This window comes from Shewanella sp. Isolate8 (genome assembly GCF_022398495.1).
Lineage (GTDB): Bacteria > Pseudomonadota > Gammaproteobacteria > Enterobacterales > Shewanellaceae > Shewanella > Shewanella aquimarina.
In genome coordinates, this window is sequence record NZ_JAKEVI010000004.1 from 146,778 (window position 1) to 167,657 (window position 20,880).

General features: G+C 52.4%; 16 protein-coding genes. 7 read left to right on the plus strand and 9 right to left on the minus strand.

From position 1 onward, the window contains the following. The first annotated feature begins 54 nt into the window (after positions 1–54). On the plus strand, positions 55–738 hold the full coding sequence (locus tag L1D43_RS16975; protein WP_041508869.1) for a response regulator: 684 nt from the start codon (positions 55–57) through the stop codon (positions 736–738). Beyond that, complete coding sequence (locus L1D43_RS16980; RefSeq protein WP_239853466.1) at positions 738–2,105, plus strand: ATP-binding protein; 1,368 nt, start codon at positions 738–740, stop codon at positions 2,103–2,105. The genes L1D43_RS16975 and L1D43_RS16980 overlap by 1 nt, the downstream gene beginning before the upstream one ends. On the opposite strand, the gene L1D43_RS16985 is transcribed toward L1D43_RS16980, so the two are convergent. After that, complete coding sequence (locus tag L1D43_RS16985) at positions 2,089–2,742, minus strand: TetR/AcrR family transcriptional regulator (RefSeq protein WP_239853467.1); 654 nt, start codon at positions 2,740–2,742, stop codon at positions 2,089–2,091. The genes L1D43_RS16980 and L1D43_RS16985 overlap by 17 nt on opposite strands. A 121-nt stretch (positions 2,743–2,863) precedes the next feature. On the opposite strand from L1D43_RS16985, the gene L1D43_RS16990 reads away from it, so the two are divergent. Next, a complete protein-coding gene (locus tag L1D43_RS16990) occupies positions 2,864–3,733 on the plus strand; it encodes a LysR family transcriptional regulator (protein WP_160797736.1) in 870 nt (289 codons plus the stop codon). Between the two features lie 52 nt (positions 3,734–3,785). Here the strand turns inward: L1D43_RS16990 and L1D43_RS16995 are convergent, their stop codons facing one another. From L1D43_RS16995 to L1D43_RS17015, 5 genes are all read right to left on the minus strand, one after another. Next, positions 3,786–5,699, minus strand: a complete 1,914-nt coding sequence (locus L1D43_RS16995; protein WP_239853469.1) for a methyl-accepting chemotaxis protein — start codon at positions 5,697–5,699, stop codon at positions 3,786–3,788. 215 nt (positions 5,700–5,914) lie between these two features. Next, positions 5,915–7,042 carry a hypothetical protein gene (locus L1D43_RS17000; protein WP_239853471.1) on the minus strand — a complete coding sequence of 376 codons (1,128 nt, stop codon included), beginning with the start codon at positions 7,040–7,042 and terminating at the stop codon, positions 5,915–5,917. A gap of 85 nt (positions 7,043–7,127) precedes the next feature. Continuing rightward, a complete protein-coding gene (locus L1D43_RS17005; protein WP_239853473.1) occupies positions 7,128–8,372 on the minus strand; it encodes a hypothetical protein in 1,245 nt (414 codons plus the stop codon). Positions 8,373–8,763: 391 nt separating this feature from the next. Next, positions 8,764–9,117: a cytochrome c3 family protein gene (locus L1D43_RS17010; RefSeq protein ID WP_239853475.1), complete on the minus strand. Its 354-nt coding sequence runs from the start codon at positions 9,115–9,117 to the stop codon at positions 8,764–8,766. A 28-nt stretch (positions 9,118–9,145) separates the two neighbouring features. Then, positions 9,146–10,666 (minus strand): flavocytochrome c, encoded by a 1,521-nt coding sequence (locus tag L1D43_RS17015; RefSeq protein ID WP_239853478.1) that lies wholly within the window; start codon positions 10,664–10,666, stop codon positions 9,146–9,148. A gap of 304 nt (positions 10,667–10,970) precedes the next feature. Between L1D43_RS17015 and L1D43_RS17020 the strand changes: the two genes are divergently transcribed. Further along, positions 10,971–11,900 carry a LysR family transcriptional regulator gene (locus L1D43_RS17020; protein WP_239853479.1) on the plus strand — a complete coding sequence of 310 codons (930 nt, stop codon included), beginning with the start codon at positions 10,971–10,973 and terminating at the stop codon, positions 11,898–11,900. 122 nt (positions 11,901–12,022) lie between these two features. On the opposite strand, the gene L1D43_RS17025 is transcribed toward L1D43_RS17020, so the two are convergent. Together L1D43_RS17025 and L1D43_RS17030 are read right to left on the minus strand one after the other, a co-directional pair. Next, complete coding sequence (locus L1D43_RS17025; RefSeq protein ID WP_239853480.1) at positions 12,023–13,003, minus strand: MDR family oxidoreductase; 981 nt, start codon at positions 13,001–13,003, stop codon at positions 12,023–12,025. Positions 13,004–13,105: 102 nt separating this feature from the next. Next, a complete protein-coding gene (locus L1D43_RS17030; RefSeq protein WP_239853481.1) occupies positions 13,106–14,881 on the minus strand; it encodes a sigma-54-dependent Fis family transcriptional regulator in 1,776 nt (591 codons plus the stop codon). A 338-nt stretch (positions 14,882–15,219) separates the two neighbouring features. Between L1D43_RS17030 and L1D43_RS17035 the strand changes: the two genes are divergently transcribed. Together L1D43_RS17035 and L1D43_RS17040 are read left to right on the plus strand one after the other, a co-directional pair. After that, the gene (locus L1D43_RS17035) at positions 15,220–16,740 is read left to right on the plus strand and encodes an aldehyde dehydrogenase family protein (RefSeq protein WP_011867368.1); all 1,521 of its coding nucleotides are present in this window, start codon (positions 15,220–15,222) and stop codon (positions 16,738–16,740) included. 1,138 nt (positions 16,741–17,878) lie between these two features. Next, complete coding sequence (locus L1D43_RS17040) at positions 17,879–18,832, plus strand: IS110 family transposase (RefSeq protein ID WP_239853482.1); 954 nt, start codon at positions 17,879–17,881, stop codon at positions 18,830–18,832. Positions 18,833–18,880: 48 nt separating this feature from the next. Here the strand turns inward: L1D43_RS17040 and L1D43_RS17045 are convergent, their stop codons facing one another. Further along, positions 18,881–19,075, minus strand: coding sequence for a hypothetical protein (locus L1D43_RS17045; protein WP_239853483.1), 195 nt, complete (start codon positions 19,073–19,075; stop codon positions 18,881–18,883). Between the two features lie 527 nt (positions 19,076–19,602). On the opposite strand from L1D43_RS17045, the gene L1D43_RS17050 reads away from it, so the two are divergent. Then, positions 19,603–20,805 (plus strand): IS4 family transposase, encoded by a 1,203-nt coding sequence (locus L1D43_RS17050; protein WP_239853484.1) that lies wholly within the window; start codon positions 19,603–19,605, stop codon positions 20,803–20,805. Positions 20,806–20,880 lie beyond the last annotated feature (75 nt).

Here is a 20,880-nt window from a genome sequence, read left to right on the forward strand (position 1 = left end):
AATTGACATCTAAAAGGGTATACTCAAGCTGTTATAGGTGTAGAGAGACGTACCATGAGCCAAATTCTGTTAATCGATGACGATCTAGGACTAGCGGAACTGCTAGCACAACTGCTTGAACTTGAAGGGTTTAATCTGACGCTGGCCCACGATGGCGCAGCCGGTCTCGCCCTGGCGCTGGAGCAGCAGTTCGATCTCATCCTACTCGATGTCATGTTGCCCAAGCTCAACGGCTTCGAGGTACTCAAGGCGTTGCGGGCCAAGAAACAGACCCCGGTGCTCATGCTTACCGCCCGCGGCGACGAGATAGACAGGGTCGTGGGCCTCGAAATCGGCGCCGACGACTACCTGCCCAAGCCCTTCAACGACAGGGAACTGGTGGCACGTATCAAGGCGATCATTCGTCGCACCGGCCATCAGGTCGATGAGCAGCAGCCCGGCATACTGGAGTTTGCCGACATCAAGCTGGATCCCAGCCGTCAGGAGGTGGTCTGCCAGGATCAACTGCTGATCCTCACGGGCACCGAATTTAGCCTGCTCTACCATATGATCCAGCACAGCGGCGAGGTGCTAAGCAAAGACAACCTCAGCGAGAATGTGCTGGGCAAGAAGCTGATGCCCTTCGATCGCAGCCTGGATATGCACCTGTCTAATCTGCGTAAGAAGCTGCCGGAACGCACCGACGGGCGCCCCAGGGTCAAGACCCTCAGAGGCAAGGGCTATATCTGGCTAACCTGATGAAAATTAGCAGTCTTCCCAATCGTATCTTCATCAAGCTGCTGCTGAGTTTCTGGCTCTGTAGCAGCCTGATCATCGCCATCGTCGGCCTGCTGCCCCTTCTGCAGCAGAATCACGATCAGGCCCCTATTCCACCCCATCTACAGGGGCTGCTCGAACGTGTCGTTGAACACCTACAGGAACACCCCGAACTGCTAACCACCAAGCGCGACAAGCGCTGGCACAGACTCAAGGAGATGGGCAACAAGCCGGTGCGCTTCTATGTGGCGGACGAACAGGGCCAACTGATCAACAACCAGCGTGTCTCACGGGGCATACGGCGCTTCATGCTGATGGCCGACGAGGCAGGACACCCCATCAGCCATCAGTTTAAGAGCGAGCTGCTGTTTGGCCCCGAACCTTTCGAGATCAAGGGTAAACGCTACACTCTCTATGGTCGGCTCGCCGAGATGCACCCCAGGCCCTGGTTCTTCTTCTTCGCCGAGAATATTGCCCTCACGCTGACCCTGGCGATCTTGCTCTCGGGCCTCTTGTGTGGCCTACTAGCCTGGCACCTGGGCAAACCCCTGCGCGCGCTTAAGCAGAGTGCCGAAGCGGTCGCTAGCGGCGATCTCAGCCACAGGGCAGATGCCAGCACCACGGCGCGTAAAGACGAGATTGGCCAACTGGCTCAATCCTTTAACGCCATGGCCGACGCCATCGAGTCCATGGTCAACAGTCAGCAGCGCCTGATCAGCGACATCTCCCACGAACTCAGGACGCCGCTGACCCGGCTACAGCTCGCCCTCGCCCTCACCCGCAAGAAGGGCCAGACCTCGACCGAGATAGAGCGCATCGGCTATGAGGCGGAGCAGCTGGAGGCGATGATCGCCGAGCTGCTGGAGCTGTCGCGGGTGAAGCTGGATATTCATGAGCATAAGCACAAGTTGTCGCTGGCCGAGACCCTGGGACAGGTCTTAGACGACGCCGAGTTCGAGGCGGAGCAGCAACAGAAATCTCTGCTGATCGACATAGACGACAGCCTGATGCTGATGCTCAATCCCCGCCCCCTGGCCAGGGCGGTGGAAAACCTGCTGCGTAACGCCATCCGCTACGCCGAGCGGGAGGTCAGCATACGTGCCTACGCCGAGCCCGAGCGGGTGATCCTCAGCATCAGGGATGATGGTCCAGGCATAGACAATGAGGCGGATCTGCAGGCGATCTTCGAGCCCTTCTATCGCCCGCAATCGGCTCGAGAGAGGGAATCCGGCGGCTGGGGACTGGGGCTGGCGATCGCCAAGGCGGCCATACAGGCCCACCAGGGGCAGATAGTGGCCAACAACGCCACCCCTCACGGACTCGAAGTGATTATCAGGCTGCCGCGTTAGTTTGCTGCGGCTCTCTCTGTGCCAGCCAGACTGAAAAGGTTTGCTTGGTGGGAATGCGTCTGTCTGAGTGTCCCATCAGCTGGGCCATCGCATAACTAAATTGATAGTAGGTTTGCACGTCATCACAGCGCTTAAGGCCATCATCGCTATTGATCATGGTGCCGCGAATATAGTTTTTAAGGAGTTCGTAGCGATCAAAGCCAGGACGATCGCCAACGGCTGAGATCATGCCCTGATTCCACTGACAATATTGTGTAAATAAATCATTAAATCTATCGCGATACACCTCTGATGCCTGCTGCAATAATTCTTGATTGGGCATCATGCGCTCTATCACAAAGCGCTTCTGCGCCAAAACATCATACAAACGCTGACAGTGATGGAACAGGTAGCATTCAAAGGGATCGGTATCGCCTTGCTGTTCACATTCGGCCGCCTTGAGCCAACCTTGGTATTGGGCACAGGCAACCGCCACCACCAAGTCTGCCTCTGTGGTGAAATGATTATAGATGGTTCCCTTGGAGATCTGGCTGGCCGCAACGAGATGAGAACGGCACAGATCGAAACTCTGATGCCCCCTAAGGCAGCGCTGCGCCACCTCAACAAGATAATCTGTTCTTTGCTCCCAGCTACTCATATCGACCTCATCACACTTTACGAAACATCTTAATTGCAACTTCACAATCAAACGATAACAGTGTTCTCTAACCAGGGATATTGAGTAATACTGATACCACTATGAACAAAGCCAATAGCCCATGTTAAAGATCGAATTGCTAGAGAGCTTCATCGCCGTCGCGGAATCGGGCAACCTGTCGAAAGCCGCCGACAAGATCTGCCGCACCCAGTCGGCCCTCAGCCTGCAAATTAAGAAGCTCGAGGAGAGCGTGGGGCAGGAGCTGTTGATCAGAGACAACAAGGGCGTCACACTCACCGAGTCCGGTGAGACCCTGCTGAACTACGCCTACAAGATGTTGCAGCTCAACTCGCAGGCGCTGGATGACCTCAAGGAATGTCAGAACCGCGAAATCATCCGTCTGGGCGTACCGACCGACTATATCAAGCGTTACCTCGGCAGCTGCCTGCTGGAGTTTATTCGCGAATTTACCTGTATCGAACTGGTGATCGACACAGATGTCAGCGGCAACCTGTATAAAAGACTGCAGCAGGGAGAGTTCGACCTTATCGTCGCGACCCACTGGCAGCCACCGGCCAACGGTGAATTGCTGTTTGAACGCAAGTTTCACTGGGTGGCAGCTAAAGAGGGTAATGCCCACAAACGCGAAACCATTCCCATGGCGCTCTACCCGGAAAACTGTCCGATACGGGCTCAGGTGTTTGCCAACCACCAGCTCACCATGAGGCCGATCAACGTATTGCTATCAACCCCGTCACCGCAGGCGCTGTGCATGGCGGTGGAGAACGATCTCACCATAGCTCCTATCGCCGAGTTCAGGATCAACGACAGGATGCAGATTTTGGATCCAGTTGAACACCAGCTACCCGTACTGCCAGTGTTTAACGAGTCCCTCTATCTCAATCCCGATACCCAGACCGACGCGACCCAGCAGCTGATCACCCTGATCAAGGCCAACGTCAACAACCTAGCCGAGAGTTATCCCGGCTAAGTCGCGGCGCACAATCACGGCTGTGCCAGTCGGCACAGCTGCTATACGCGAGTTAACCTAAGGTAAATTTATCCACTACTGCCAGCAGCTTCTGATTCGAGGCTGACAATTTAAGCGTCTCATCACGACTCGCCGAACCGCTATCTTCTAACACCACCACCATGTCGCGTATCTCGGCCATATTGCGACTCACCTCCGCCGACACCATGCTTTGCTCTTCAGCTGCGGTGGCAATTTGAGTATTAAGATCGCTCACCGTCTCCACCGACTGAATAACCTCATCGAGATTGGTTGTCACATTGTTAGTCCAGTGATTGGTTTTCTCGCAGGTTTCCTTAGTTTGCACCATGGTAATGACAGTCGCATCGATCCCCTTGAGCAGCTGACTCAATGTTGATTCTATCTCAGCGGTGCTCGATTGAGTTCTGGCCGCCAGTGCCCTCACCTCATCGGCAACCACAGCAAATCCGCGCCCCTGTTCACCAGCCCTTGCGGCCTCTATGGCGGCATTTAACGCCAATAGGTTAGTCTGATCGGCGATGTCGCCAATCACCTGCAGCACCTTAGTGATCGTTGCTGCGTCATGGGCAATATTACTGATGCTACTCTCGGTCGCCTCGACATCTTCTATCAATCGCTTAACCGTCTCACGAGTATTAGCCACTATCTGTTTGGTGTCATTGATCTGCGAACTTGCCAAGGTCGCCACCTGTGAACCCTGCGAGGTATTACCAGCCACATCGTTTGCCGTAGCGCTCATCTCCTCGACGGCGGCCACTATCTGCTCTGTCTCTTGCACATGCTTGCTCAGCACCTGGCTGTTAGCGTCCATCTGCCCCTGCAGCGCGACGATACTCCGCCCTATATCCTGCGAGTCGGCATACAGCTCCTTCACGATCCCCTCAAGATGCGCAATAAAACGGTTAACGCCGGCGGCTATATCACCGAGATCATCACGGCTATTTACTGGTAGCCTCATGGTGAGATCGGCTTGCCCTTGTGACAAACCTGTGACCACTTGCTTAAGTTGTAGGATTGGACGATACAGCCAATTCAGAATAAGTAGCACCAATATGCTACTGACCAATAACATGATGCCGGAATTGATCAAGGCCGCCTCTAGCGCCTCATCGACCTTGGCATAAGCGATATCTTGATCGATATTAAGCACAAGAAACCACTTTTTCTTTCCCTGTAATAGCGGAATGACATGACTGTAGAGCAGCAAGTCTTTGCCTGCTTCCTGATACGCTGAGGCGAATTCCTCCCGCGTCACCATCTCTTGTTCCAACAGCCCCCAGCCTTGCTGGCTCATCAGTTTACCCGCCTGTAATTCTGTCATATTGGAGGCCAGCACCTTGCCCGCTTCATCTATGATGGCCGCCGATGCACCTGGAAAATTGATGCTACTGACTGTGTCCTCTAGGATCTCCAGGCCAATGTCTCCCGACAGCACACCATCTCCCACATCGGTGACTATGGAGATCACCGGGTTCCCGGTAACCATATCGACATAAATATCGGTCAATACCGCCCTGTCACTGTTTCTGGCCAACTGATACCAGCCCCGAGGGCGAGGATCATATTGACTGGGATCGGCGATGCCATTGTGCCAAATCCCATCATCGACTACGCTGGCGTAGGAGCTGCCATCTTCAAATCCCCAAAAAACCGAGTATAAAAGGCTATTCTCTTTGACCAGCCTAGCCAGCATCACATAGTCACCATTGAGTTGACCGCGCCTGTATTGTGCCGCTAGCGCATCAATACTATTGGCCTTGCTCATAAACCAATTCTGTATCCCTTCAGCCTCGAAGCGTGCCATGGTTTGCAGCTTACCGTTCACCTGTTCGACGGTGTTGGCCTTTAAACTGAGATAAGAGAATAGGTTAGACAGTGCCAAACACAAAGACACTAAGATGATCACCGACAGGGTGATGGTTTTCTTGAAACCGATGGTTTTCATTGCAGGGCTAAGCTCGTCATTAGGGCAAATTAACTGACGCCTACTTTATCGACGGAACCCATTCCAAGCTGTGACTCTGACTGCCGATTAGAGCTTAATCGATTAAAATCAGATACTTTTATTGCTAGAAAAAAATGCCAACCCTAAGGTTGGCATTTTTAATGACAGAGATACTGACTATCGCTTCACGCTTCTAAGCGCTATTGCGTTAACGCTTAGAAGTAGTAACCAAAGTTGATGTTGATACGCTTGTCCCAACTGTCACCCACTTCTGGCAGACCAACATGGCCGTTGTCACGGGTCGAGGCATACATATTTTTACCGACAATGAAATCGACCATGGTATAGGTGGCACCGGCGGCGATGGCACAACCTGTGACGTTCTGGTAGCTGGTGTCGTAGCCGTCATCGGCCACATCTGGAGTCACCATGCCGAAATCATTATAGAACTTCAGGCTACCCCAATCGGTCGCTATCGTCTTGGCAAGGTTAACGCTATAGGCCTGGGCCTTAGCCGCAATCTCATATTGCCAGTTGTAGGCCGCCACGGCGATCTTATTGCTATCTACGGCATCGGCGGCGTCATATTCATATTGCATCGCCTGCAGCTGCAGGTTCCAACCTTGGTAGCTGCTATCCATGTGCAGCGCAACGGCATAACGGTCGCCATTATTGCCCGTCTTATTGTTGTAGATCTGGCCGAATTCGACAGAGGCGCCAAACAAGGTCCTGCCACCTTCGTAGCTCATCTCATAGGTTTGACGAAGGTTTAACTGGTTGGTCTCTTCGTTGTTGTACTCGGTACCATTTACTACACCAGTGTATAGATCGGTAGAGTAACGGTCGGCGCGACTAGCGCCATATTCGGCATTCTTATAAAAGGCCATCTCGGTACCCCAGGCACCACTGCTATATACCCCTTTGATACCGAGATCGTAGTCATCCTCGAAGCCCAGGTAGTAAGGCACGCCAAACCAGAAGCTGTTAGAGATGAAGCCTGGATTACCGAATGGCACCTGATTCACACCAAACTGAATCTGCCACTCAGGGTTCAGGTCGTAAAAACCATAACCGTAACGTAGCGCCTGCCAGCCATCGAAGAAACGATACTCACTCGATAAGCCCCACTCACCGAGTTTGCCGTTGAATTTGATCGCTGCCATGTCGAACGCAAAGTCACCACCTTTATCTTTCGAGCTCTCGCTGTAATCTTTATAGGCGTAGTTCACCCTCACTGTGCCCGACACATCGATGCCATCTTCTTGTTCTTGTGCCTGGGCCACTCCCGCCAAGGCCAGGGGCAGCAGCGCCGCCACGAGAGATATATTAAACTTCTTCATCATTTCACCCTTTATTGTTAATTGCCGTGCAACAAAGGCGCACGGCGAACCTTAAATTGGCCATATGCTTGGCCTTTTTTATGTACTGTTACCACTTCAGATGGGTCAGGTCGCACTGAATCACTTCATCTTTATTCGCCGGTGTGCCTGGATTTTTCGCCGATTCACACAGCAAGGTAGTGCCATAGTCATTACGCTTATCATGGGCGTTACTTCTGGCCCAAACGGAGACGATGGCACGCTCTTCAGGCTTGGCCTCACAGCTGCCGTCCACATCGAAGGCGTGGATGGTGTTTTGATGGAAATAGAGCAGCGGATCTTGCTGGTAGCTACCCGCGAGCCACTGAGTATGGCCATTGTGCTGGGCTGCATCGAATTGCACCCTGCGCATCTTGTCGTCCTGCTTCACCGTCTTCAGCAGCGGTGAGTCGGCGCGGATGGCAAAACTCTTAAACTGATTGGTACATGCCGGCACGCGCATGTTGTAGTAGATCTCAGAGATGGCATGGTTATGGTATGGATAAAGAGTATCGACAGACTGTACCGTCATACCTACTTCAGCACCCACCTTCTCGCCATTGATCTCGTCGATGCGAAGCAGGCCCCAATGACCGAAGATCTCGGCATAGGCATAGCCACCACGAATATTGTTGAAGTTCTTATCATTACGCTTACTCTCTTCGGCGTACATGGGGAACCAGCCCGCCGCCGCCCACAAGTTTGGCAGAGCATTGGCACTGATGTCATAGGGGAAGGCCGACGGCATTTTCACCTCATCACCAGTAACCATCTTGGCGAAATTTTTAGTGAACGTCTTACCTAGCTTCTGCACATCCTTGTTAGTCACCTTGGTCTTGAAGAACTCGTCGAAAGTGGTGCGCTTAAAGTGCTGGGCCACAGGAGAACGCTTGGTGAGCTCACCGCCTGGGTTATAGATCCAGTTGACCTCTTCTCGGGCACCGAAACACTGCTTAGCCTTGTCCGGGTTATTAATCACCTGATAGATGTTTTTCACCATCAGCTTCATGTCACGACGATCCATGATGCACATCTTCTGGCCACCTTGGGTCGAATCGAACAGTGCCTCATCTGAATTGAGACAGTGACTGTTTTCGCCGTTGGTTAAGGCCACAGCATAGGCTTTGAGGTAGGTCAGGGTCTCGTCCCACAGCATATCGACGTACTTCTGATCCGCCGCGCTGTACTTGACAGGTTCTCCCAGGCATTTGAACTCGGCACTATCGATATCCTGCTGATCAAGGAAATCGGGGAGGCTCGCCGCCATCGCACCATTAGCCGATAACAACGACAAAGCAATGATTGTCTTTTTCATTCATCTCATCCTTATTTACATATTATTTTTTCACCACTTGCTGAGCGGCATAATATGCTTGGAATCCGTTCCAAAAATGTAATCAGCACATATTTGCAACAATTTAAACAGGGAAAGGACAACCTAGCTCACATATTCACTAACAGAATGTTTATAAAGAAAATCATCAAAAATTAGCGGCATAAAAAAGCCCCTAAGTCATGTCGACCAAGGAGCATATGAAGCGAAACTGTTAACAGTAAATTGTCTTTGCAGGGATAATAAAACGGTCAATGTCGCTAAAAAAATTTTTCCACAAGCCAAGGGGAGCACCATAACTTGTGACCCCTAGATAAGGGGAGCTAAGATGGGATGAGACCCATGACTTCATGGGTCTCGCACTCAGGGAGTGTTACTCTTTATGCTTGTCAAACTTGAAGGTATGACAGTTGCTGCATAGAGGTTTCTTCGCCTTGTGCTCGCCGTGGCATTCCTGACAAGGCAAGTCTTTACCATAGTGCAGGTTGTTATGTGGGTTCTGCCACTTATCCTCTTCACTACGGGCGGTTTGCTCGGCTAAATCATCGACATCGTGACACTGTAGACAGGCCTGGTCCGACGGGAATTGCTTAATGCCATTGTCATGACATGTCTTGCAATCTTTGCCGATCACCTCTTTGTGCCAAGGGCGTTGATCGATCGCTTGAGCTGACAGACTCACTAAGCCACCTAAGACCAGCGCGAGTACAATATTTACCTTTTTCATTATTGATTCCTCTTAGTTACCGGTCGACTTAGGCTTTCATGACGCTGCGTGCAGCCGTCATACCCATTACCATACACTCAGGAATTGAGCAGCTACCCAGGCGGCTGACGCCGTGGATACCACCACAGACTTCACCGGCCGCATACAGGCCTTTAATTGGCTGACCTGTAAAGCTGTCTTTCACCTCAGCCTTGGTATTCACCTGTACACCGCCCTGACAGTAGTGCACTTTCGGCCATAGACGTACCACGGTAAATGGCGCCTCGATATACTTATCCTTGGCCTTAGTCATGTTCTTACCGAACTGCTTATCTTCGCCGCTCTTCACGTAGCTGTTGTACTCTTCGATTTGCGCTTTCAGCGGCTTCAGAGGTACCTCAAAGTGCTTCGCCAGTTCTTCGATGGTGTCGAACTTCCAGCCTACGTTGTACTTGATCACCTTCTTGGTGTTTGGATGCTTCTTAGAATCCTTGTAGCTGGTGATCAAAATTGGCGGCAGCGGATTACCCTTCTCGTCGCGACACGCCAGCTCGGCATCGGCACGGGTCTTACGGTCGGCGATTTCATTCATAAAACGCTTACCCGTCAGTCGGTTAATGGCCATTGAATGCGGGAAGTTGTAGATAGAGTAGTTAGACACATAACCAAATCCACCTTCGTCAGGCGACGCCCATGGGCCAGATTGAATGTGTGCTAAGTGAACCGGAATCGCGCCCAGGCGGAACATCTCATACATGCCTTCACCGGTTGCGCCCGGGGCATTGGTACAGCCCACCTCAGAGGTCAAGGTCGGATCCTGCGCCATACGCAGATCGACGTTTTGCGCGAAGCCGCCGGTGGCCATGATCACACCGCGCTTGGCACGGATCTTCAGCACCTTACCAGGCTGGTCTTCACCGAAGTGATAGTTTTGACGCATTTTAACGCCAACCACTTCGCCCTTTTCACCCACTAGGAAGCCTTCGAACTTTGAGCGGTTGTGCGTATGAACACCCAGCTTCTTACATTCTTTATAGAGCGGCTGTGTGATACCGGCGCCACAGCTCACTGTGGTTTGATAGGTACGTGCCACCGAGTGGCCACCAAGCTGCTGCAGGTAAGGATGGAACTCGGCACCGGCATCCATAGTCATCTGCAGAGCCTCGACCGCGTGAGATGCCACATGACGCAGCAGGGCTTCGTCGGCAATACCACGGCCAGACTTAAGCTGATCCGCCACCATACGATCGACCGAATCTTTAACGCCTTCTTTCTTCTGCATCGGCGTACCAGGCGCCGCAAACAGACCACCGTTAATGGCGGAGTTACCACCGAAGTAGGCCATCTTCTCGAAGATATGCACATCTTTTGCGCCCTTGCGCGTCGCCTCAATAGCAGCCGCCAAGCCGGCGAAGCCGGAGCCGATAATCAATACTTCAACTTCTTTATCCCATTTCACACCGTCAGCTTTCTCGGAAACTGCCATCGCAGGCGCGGCCATTGCGACACCCGCAGCGGCACCCATACCTTTAATGAAATTACGGCGTCCTAGCAGATCTACGTTGCTCATCTGTTATCACCCTTTTTGTTTTATTCGACAGCGCCATCTTAGGACTGGAACAGGTTCCAAAACGGGAGTTAATCAACAGTTAGTTTCAAAACAACTTGTTAACATCGCTAAACTAATAGCTAGCTTCAAATTTGCTCAAAAATACTACTTTGTGGGTATTTTGGAAGTCGTTCCAAACCACGACATATGGAGCCATAACCCCCTGAAGAGATTGCGACTTAGCGCAACGGTAAGCGAAAAAGTCAGACAAGATGGGCACCACACTGGTAAGTTAGGTCATATTCAGATCTACCTTGGCCGCCCCATGGAACTCGAAGCTATCTATCGTCAGGATTTAAGCCTGTTAATCGCCCTGCAAGTATTAGTCGAGGAGCGCAGCGTTACCCGCGCCGCCAAACGATTACACCTGAGCCAATCCGCCACCAGCCGCATCCTGGGACGTCTACGGCAGATGCTGGACGATCCACTGTTTTCTCGGGTGGGCCAGCAGCTGGTACCCACCCAATATGCCCTGGACTGCTATCGTAAGTTACAGGGGCCAACCAGTGAACTGCTCACCCTGCTGACGCCCAGCGCCTTCGTGCCCAGCCAATGTCGACAGGCCTTCACCCTGGCCGCCACCGATTTTGCCATTCAGGGTCTGCTGCCCTTCATCCTGCCGGAGATCTATCGTCAGGCGCCGCACATAAGGCTCAATATCCTGCCGGTGCAGCACCAAACGCTCACCGAACAGCTCAGCGTGCAAGGAGTCGATATGGCGATCTGCCGCGCCCTGGGTCAGGCGTCACCGCTTTCCAGCACGCCCCTGGGACGTGTCGGCGTCAGTTGCCTGGTCTCCAGCGATCATCCTGTGGCGGATCGCACTATGACCCTCAGGGATTATCTGCACTATCCCCACGCCACCATTGCCATCAGCGACGGGGTCAAGGCTATCGTGGATGCGGCCATTGCCCAGCACCCACCGCGGCACGAGTGCCTGCGCACCGCCCACCTCGACAGCGCCCTGGCACTGCTGGCGATTCATCCCCTCATCATCACCCTACCCGAGGGACTCGCCGAGATGGCCGCCGCCCGTCACCGACTCAGGGTTAAACCCCTCCCCTTCGACATTGCGGCACTCAACTACAGCCTGTTTTGGCATTCGCGCTGCGAATTGGACAAGGCCCAGGCCTGGCTGCGCGGCATGATCACCGACCTCATCAGGCCGATGCTTGCCCAGCAAGCGCAGCCCTAGGCGCGGCGAGCCACGCCTTAGCGTTAGAGATAGAAATAGCATTAGTTGGCGAGCAGGCAAAAAAAAGTGGCCATGAGGCCACTTCTTTGTCTTTAATCTTTATCTATGATCTAGCATTAGATTTACACCTTCACCAGCACCCGGCCAGTCACCTTGCCTTTAACGATATTGCCGGCGTACTCGCCAAGCTGCTCCAGGCCGATAGTCTGACAGGCCTGCTGGTAATACTGCTCCGGCAAGAGCTCCAGCACCTGCTCCCAGGCCTTGACCCGCTTATCAATCGGGCAGGCAACCGAGTCGATACCCAGCAGGTTAACCCCGCGCAGGATAAAGGGCATCACAGTCGTCGGCAGGGCAAAACCACCCGCAAGACCACAGATGGCGGCGCTGCCGCCGTATTTCATCTGCGCCAATGCCGTCGCCAACACCTTGTTACCAACGGTATCGACCACACCCGCCCAGCGCTGCTTCTCCAGCGGGCGACTATCTTGTTCAAGCTCGCTGCGATCGATAACTTCGCTGGCCCCCAGGGCTGTTAGCCAGTCGCCGTTTACCTCGACGCGGCCAGAGCTGGCCACCACGCGATAACCAAGCTGAGCCAGCAGGGTCACGGCCACGGAACCGACACCGCCGCTAGCACCCGTGACCAGCACGTCGCCATCTTCTGGGGTCACGCCCGCCTGCTGCAGCGCCTGTACACACAACATGGCTGTCAGGCCGGCCGTGCCTATCATCATCGCCTTGGCAGCATCACAGCCCTTGGGCATAGGTACCAGCCAGTCGGCCTTCACTCGCGCCTTCTCGGCCATACCGCCCCAATGGTTCTCGCCCACGCCCCAGCCGGTCAGTATCACCTCGTCACCCGGTTGAAAGCGGGGGTCGGCCGACTCACTCACCACACCGGCGAAGTCGATACCAGGCACCATGGGGAACTCGCGAATGATCTTACCAAGGCCGGTGATCGCCAGGCCATCCTTATAGTTGAGCGATGAGTAACTCACCTCCACCAACACGTCGCCCTCGGGCAGTTCGCTCTCAGGTAGCAGTTTTACATCGGCTTGGGTCTGTTTATCTAGCTGGGTCAATACGAGTGCCTTAAACATGGGGCCTCCTTATAAACAAGTGAATCGACAGACTAGTAGATCTGCCGCCGTGAATACACTGCACATTTTGCATGATCGGTATGCACAAGGGGCATAACTAGGTCACGGTTTTAACCCTAAGCCTTTGAGTTTACGATACAAGGTATTACGGCTGATCCCCAGGTGTTTGGCACAGCGACTCACATTGCCTTCAAATCTGTGATAGCTAGAGACTATGTTGGCATTGACCATGAGACTCAGCTCACTCTCGCAATCCTGCATCTGCTCCTCGGTCGCTCTCGCCTCCTTGAGCTGTTCCTGCACTGTGTCGGGCAGATGCTGCCACTGCATCACAGGTTCGCCATCGGCCATCAGGCAGGCCACCTGCATCAGGTTATCCAGCTCCCTCAGATTGCCCGGCCAATCATGGGCCAACAGACGCTGTAACAACTGAGGGCATAGCTGCTGTGTCGCCTGGCGATAGCGTTTGTGCAGCTTGTGGATGATGCGCTCAATGTCGCTGCGCTGGCGCAGTGGCGGCAGGGTGACCTGCAGACCATTGAGGCGATAGTAGAGATCTTCCCTAAAGGCTCCCCGACTCACCTGCTCACGCAGATCCGCATGGGTGGCGGCCACCACCTGAATATCCACCTTGTAGCTACGATTGCTGCCCACGGGCACCACCTCGCGCTCCTGCAATACCCGCAGCAAGCGGCTCTGGGTCGCCAGCGGCATCTCACCTATCTCGTCGAGAAACAGGAAACCACCATCGGCCTGACGAATCTTGCCTTCGAACCCCTGGCGGGATGCGCCGGTAAATGCCCCAGCCTGATAGCCGAAGAGTTCTGACTCCACCAGATCTGCGGGCAGTGCGGCGCAGTTAACCGCCACCAGGGCCGCCTGGGCGCGGGCACTCTGGCCATGGAGTTTCTTCACGAACTGCTCCTTGCCCACCCCAGTCTCACCGCAGATCAGCAGAGGAATGTTGCGTCCCACCACCTTATTGGCCTGCTGCCAGGCGCGCTCTAACTTAGGATCGCGAAAGCGTACGCCTATCTGCTGGCTCACCAGCTGGCTTGGCCGGGTTTCGACCAGCTGCTGGGTCTTAAGGTGCAGACGTTGATCCTGACACACCTGCTCACCGCTGTTCCAGCTTGCCCCCAGATGACGGTCGATATCGTCACCCACCCGCGGCCTGTGTAGCAGGCGTTTGGCCATGGCGTTGCAGCCCAAGATCTTACCGTCGACATTGGCCACGACTATGCCCTGCCAACCGGAGGCGATCAGCGACGGCTGCTCGGCAAGATCGACGCGGTAGTGGCTGCCGGGCAGATGACACAGCAGCGCCGTCTCTATCTGCTGCACCAGGCTGGCGATGAGCACTAAGGTCTGCTGGGTATGACGCTGCTGTTCGCTAGTAATGTCGATGGCGCCGAGTAGCTCGCCCTCGGGAGAGAAGATAGGGCTAGCGGTGCAGCTCATAAACCTGTGATGGCGAATAAAATGCTGCTCGCCAATCACAGACACTGTCTGCCTGGCAGTCAGGGCCGTGCCTATGGCGTTGGTGCCCTTGTGCTCCTCACGCCAATTGACCCCCACATCCAGGGCGACGTTGGCCAGCTTGTCCGAGTAGCGGCTCACGCCCCAATGGCAGAGCACATAGCCGTCGCGATCCGAGAGGATCAGCCGGCTCTGGCTGTGGGCCATCATCTGATTAAACAGGGGCAATGCATGCTGTTTGGTGAGATTGATGAGTTGCTTGTTGGCGTGATGCCGCTCGGCGAGCGCCTGGGCGTTGAGTCGTAATTCTTGCGGTAACTTGGCTTCGCTTAACCCTGCGCCCTGACTACGAGACCATGAGTCAGACAACCAAGCTTGTGTCTGTGGAGCTATCGTCATAACAGTGTTCCATTTTGGCACACCCGAGGTGCGCACTTATGTCACAGTGCATGCCTACTGCCAGTGCTACTCCCTCCTGGACCACACACATTCGGACATCAAAAATTAGTTTTTCATCATACTGTTACTCCAGCCACATCACAACTCCTGCCAGTTTGGCCTAGGCTTTGCCTTAGTGCTTACGACAGCTAGTAGGAAGCTGCGCCCTAATGAACACCAGCATGACAACAAATGGGGCAAAGATATAAATTTTAAACCTGTTGTTTTTTTAAGCATAAAAATAGGACGCCCGGCAGAGGCGTCTTTCGACAAGACAAAACCATACAAGGAAGCTCAAGATGATCTACAGCAAGCCAGGCACGACAGATGCCATAGTTAACTTCAACAGCCGTTACGACAACTTCATTGGGGGGCAGTGGGTCGCGCCTGTGGGCGGGGAATATTTCGATAACCGCTCACCCGTCGACGGCCAGGTGTTCTGTCAGGTGGCCCGCTCGGACGAACGCGATATCGAGCTGGCGCTGGACGCCGCCCACGCCGCCAAGGATGCCTGGGGCAAGACCTCTGTCACCGAACGCTCCAACTTACTGCTGAAGATAGCCGATCGCGTCGAGCAAAATCTGGAATTTCTGGCCGTAGCCGAGACCTGGGAAAATGGTAAAGCAGTACGCGAAACCCTGAATGCCGATCTGCCGCTGTTTGTGGATCACTTCCGCTACTTCGCCGGTTGTATCCGCGCCCAGGAAGGCAGCGCCGCCGATATCGACAACAACACCGTCAGCTACCACTTTCCCGAGCCGCTGGGCGTCGTCGGCCAGATCATCCCCTGGAACTTCCCGCTACTGATGGCCGCCTGGAAGATCGCCCCGGCGCTGGCCGCCGGTAACTGCATAGTGCTCAAGCCCGCCGAGCAGACACCCGTCTCCATTCTGGTGATGGTCGAACTCATTCAAGACCTGCTGCCAGCCGGCGTGCTCAATATCGTCAATGGTTTCGGCACAGAGGCGGGTCAGGCACTGGCGGTCAGCAAGCGCATCGCCAAGCTGGCCTTCACCGGCTCGACTCAGATTGGTCACCATATCCTCAAGTGCGCCGCCGAGTCGCTGATCCCCTCTACCGTCGAGCTGGGCGGCAAGTCGCCCAACATCTACTTTGCCGACGTGATGGAGCAGGAAGATGAGTATCTGGATAAGGCAGTTGAAGGCATGCTGCTGGCCTTCTTCAACCAGGGCGAGGTTTGTACCTGTCCGTCACGTGTGCTAATCGCCGAGTCCATCTACGACAAGTTTATCGACAAGGTGATCGCCCGCGCCAAGACAATCAAGCAGGGCAACCCGCTGGATACCGACACCCAGGTAGGTGCCCAGGCCTCCCAGGAGCAATTCGATAAGATCCTGAGTTACCTGGAGATAGGTCGCAACGAGGGTGCCGAGGTGCTGATTGGTGGCACCAGCTGCCAGCTGTCTGGCGATCAGAGCAGCGGTTTCTATATCGAGCCCACCATACTCAAGGGTCACAACAAGATGCGCGTCTTCCAGGAGGAGATCTTCGGCCCGGTTATTTCGGTCACCACCTTCAAGGATGAGGCAGAGGCGCTGGCCATCGCCAACGACACCGAATATGGCCTGGGCGCCGGCGTCTGGACCCGCGACATGAACCGCGCCCAGCGCATGGGCCGCGGCATTCAGGCGGGACGCGTGTGGATCAACTGCTACCACGCCTACCCAGCTCACGCTGCCTTCGGTGGCTACAAGAAGTCAGGCATAGGTCGCGAGACCCACAAGATGATGCTCAGCCATTACCAAAACACCAAGAACCTGCTCGTCAGCTACGACGTCAACCCGCTAGGTTTCTTCTAACCTAGCAAACTGGCTCAACCCAAAGCCTGCTGAGACTGGATCTCAGCAGGCGCTATTCCTCATGAAGGGACAGCTATCTTAGTAGCTAGCACCGAACTGATTTGAAACTTGAAAAGGGAGCTTGGAATCATGGCTTCATAGTGAATCGATTGCCTGCGGCAGGTGCAGCGCGAGGGGATCTGAATGGCCTTTCAGCTGAGGTCTTAGTATGTGAGCATCACACTACCTTGCTGTTTAAAGGGTTTCCTTGAACCATGACTTCATGGTGTATCAATTGCCTGCGGCAGGTGCAGCGCATGGATACCTGAATGGCCTTTAAGCAAAGTCCTTATTTACTGGATATCAAATCAACTTTGATATTTGAAACGTTAGTTTGAGCCATAGCTTCATGGTGTATCAATTGCCTGCGGCAGGCTTATGTGCAAGCACTCTTTTGGCACGCCGAGATTCCGTCCCTGGAGGCTTCACGGCGGCGTCCTTGCCGCCGAGAGCCAAAAGCGTGCTTACACTGGTATCTATCGTCTCTTCGATTAAACGTTAATGGATAACCTGACACTAAAATTCAATTGGACAAAAACGAGTTGGCGTTCGAAAGCCTACATTGAAACTAACCGCTCTCAGTTAGGACTTTTTAAAATACCAATAGCCGCAATAAATCCAGCCACCAGGCGGAATTAAGAAGTTTAGTAGAAATGCATAAAAGCCAACTAAAGGAACATTGCTCGCTTTACCCTGTGCAAACCTTACTGTGAAAAAAATGACTATTAACGCTAAGACGAAGAGGATTTGCCCCCAGAGAGTTGCGTTTAAATTCATCATAAACTTCCTTTGTGAAATTTCTACATAACACCCGCGTTAACGGGCAAATGCTGCTTGGCTAATATCCGAAGCACGGCGTAGGAGCCAACCAGTATTTGGCCAGTTGAATGCGCTTGTATGGTTAATCCTGTTCCATTTTAGGGTAAATTGGAGGCCCACCCTCAATGGCCGTTGAGGGTCTTTATGCAGTAGCTCGATTGAATGGCGGCTCCTCTTACGAGAGACCGGTAACAAGTGGGTAGCGCTGCATAACTCCTAGCAATAACTCGAACAGTCATTGGGGCCTCGAGCCCGTATAGCAAGGCAGAGTAAGCTTATAATGAACAACCATAAAAACCAAACTGAAATCAATGTCGGCGTTGATGTCGGTAAGTCACAGCTCGATATCGTTCTACATTCACTCGACCTACATTTATCTATCCCAAATGACCCTGAACATATCCAGAAAGTCATTCAGGTACTTAAGAAGCATCCGGTAAAACGTATCGTCACTGAGGCGACGGGTCGTTATGAGCATGCCTTTGTCTATGCCTGCGATAAAGCTAATTTACCCGTTGTTATCGTCAATCCAATCAAAGTTCGTCGCTTTGCCCAAGCTATCGGTGTCATGGCGAAAACAGACAGAATTGATGCTTCAGTCATCGCTCAATTTTCGGCAATCATTAAACCTGAGATAAAGCAACTTCCGGATGAACAGTCAAAAATAATCAAAGACTTACTAATCAGACGAACTCAGCTACTTGAAATGGCAACGATGGAAAAAAATCGTCTCCAAATCATGCCCAAAGAGCTTCATAAATCAATTAATACTTTGCTTAAATCACTTAACCAGCAAATAGATAAACTTACGGAAAAACTCGATAAGCTCGTAGCCCAGGTCAAAGAATGGCGCGTCAAATCGGAAATATTGACGAGTGTTCCTGGGGTGGGGAAAGTGCTTTCCTACACTCTGCTTAGTGAAATGCCAGAGTTAGGAAAACTAAACCGAAAAGAAATTGCCGCCCTAGTTGGTGTCGCTCCCATGAACCGCGAAAGTGGTTCTTACAAGGGTAAACGCAGGATCCGTGGTGGTCGCCACAGAATACGTACAGTCATGTTTATGGCGATGATGTCTGCCATACAGTGTAATCCTGTTTTTAAGCGCTATTACCAGCGTCTCAAAGCGGCTGGAAAAATGCCGAAAGTAGCACTGATCGCCTGCATGCGAAAGCTCATCGTGATCTTGAATACCATGCTTAAAAGCGAGGAGCTGTGGTGCGCAAAAAACGGATAAATATATTGACTAAACACCACAGTCACTTGTTAGTTGCTGATTACTAGCCTACTCATCGTCACTTTTTTCTTGTTTTTTCTTTTGTTCCAGGCCTATAGCTACACCAATTGCAATTCCAACTCCAATACCTAAAGCTAAATTCCCAAGAGCAACTCCAAGTCCAGAGCCAATAGCTATTCCTATACCTATTCCAAATGCCATTGGATTATTTTTAGAGCTACCATTATTGTTCCAATTACCCATTTATACTCCATAATCAACTAACGCCTTGCTAAGGGCTGGCGCTACGCGCCAGTCTCACGGAACCAGCCGTAGCTGGCGGAGTAATCTTGAGCGACTGGTTATGTAGCTATACTTCAAGTCTGAGTACCTGCCCCTCTGCGATTTTGACATTACATATGTAAAGCTCAAACGGCATACCCTCATACATTTTAGATTGATGAATTTCATCATCTAGAAAACTCATTTTGAGTTCGACTGTATCTCCATCAAACGCTTCCACGTCTTCAGGAAACATCAGTCTGCAGCTAGTCTCAACACCATCTAGATAGTGGACTCTTGGCCAAATACTACCTGTATACCTAAACCTATGAGGAGGTCGTTCAATAACTAGAAAAGTAACTTTTACGGACACATTCATTGACTGTCCTTAGCCACATAACGCCTTACTCTAGGGAATCCCCAGATAATTCCTTTTACAATCAATTAGTAGACACGCATGGTGCTGTTTGATCTAATCAATTTCGCCAAAAACAAACTAGAACAACACCATGCGTGACATTACGATACTACATGACTCTCTTAGCAATCAATGCGCTTCCATCCACAAAAAACGTCTTAATTCTCTTATGGTTGCCACTAAATCATTTCTAGATGGCGATCAACTCTCTTTGACCCAGCTAGGCCGTAATATCTCTGGTAATGTGGCGCCTAAGCACAGTATCAAACGCATTGACCGCTTGCTCGGTAATCGCCACATCAATAACGACCGATTGACGATATATCGCTGGCATGCAATGCATCTTTGCCGTGCTAACCCAATGCCTATAGTTCTTGTCGATTGGGCCGATGTGAGAGAACAACTCCGCTTGATGACATTGCGCGCCTCCATCAGTGTTCAAGGGCGTAGCGTGACCCTTTATGAGCGTACTTTTGAATTCAAAGATTACAACGCACCTCGCAGCCACAATGTTTTTCTCACTGAGTTGGCAAAGGTGCTTCCGAATGGCTGCTGTCCACTAATCGTCACCGATGCTGGCTATCGCAATACTTGGTTTGCTCAAGTCGCCAGTCACGGCTGGTTTTGGTTAGGGCGTGTTCGTGGTGACGTCAGTTATCAGTATGTTGGAACACATCAATGGCACTCCAATAAGTCGCTTTACCCAACAGCAACGAACAAAGCCAAGTACATCGGCCGTGTTAACCTCGCCAGGAAAAGCCCATTGCCCTGTCATTTACACCTGTACAAAGCGAAAGAAAAAGGTCGTAAAGACCGTCGTTCCTCAAAGGCTGGAAGAAACCATACCGCTCAAGCAAGCTACGGAAGAAGCAGCAAAGAGCCGTGGCTATTGGCAACCAACTTACCACCTAACCACTTTAACTCAGTTCAAGTCACAAAGCTCTACGCTAAGCGAATGCAGATTGAAGAGACCTTTCGAGACTTGAAGAGTCCACAATACGGCATGGGGCTGAGGCACTGCAAAAGTCGTTGTCCGAAGCGGCTAGATGTGTTGCTGCTCATCGCCATGCTGGCAGAAATTGCCTTATGGTTAATTGGTATCGTTGCCTTACATCTAGGCTGGCAAAAACACTTTCAGGCCAACACCATTCGGCACCGGCCAGTGCTGTCGATTGTCAGATTGGGGAAAGAAGTTCGACGAAGGAAAAACTATCGAATAACAGCGCGGCATTTACACTGGGCAATGCATGAATACATCAAGTTGGTTCACACTGCTGGGAGACCTGAGTTATGAGAGGATCCCCCAGCGCCTTACTAATGGGCGCATAAATGATTGGTTAAAATTAGCGACGAAGGAGCGCAAGCCAAG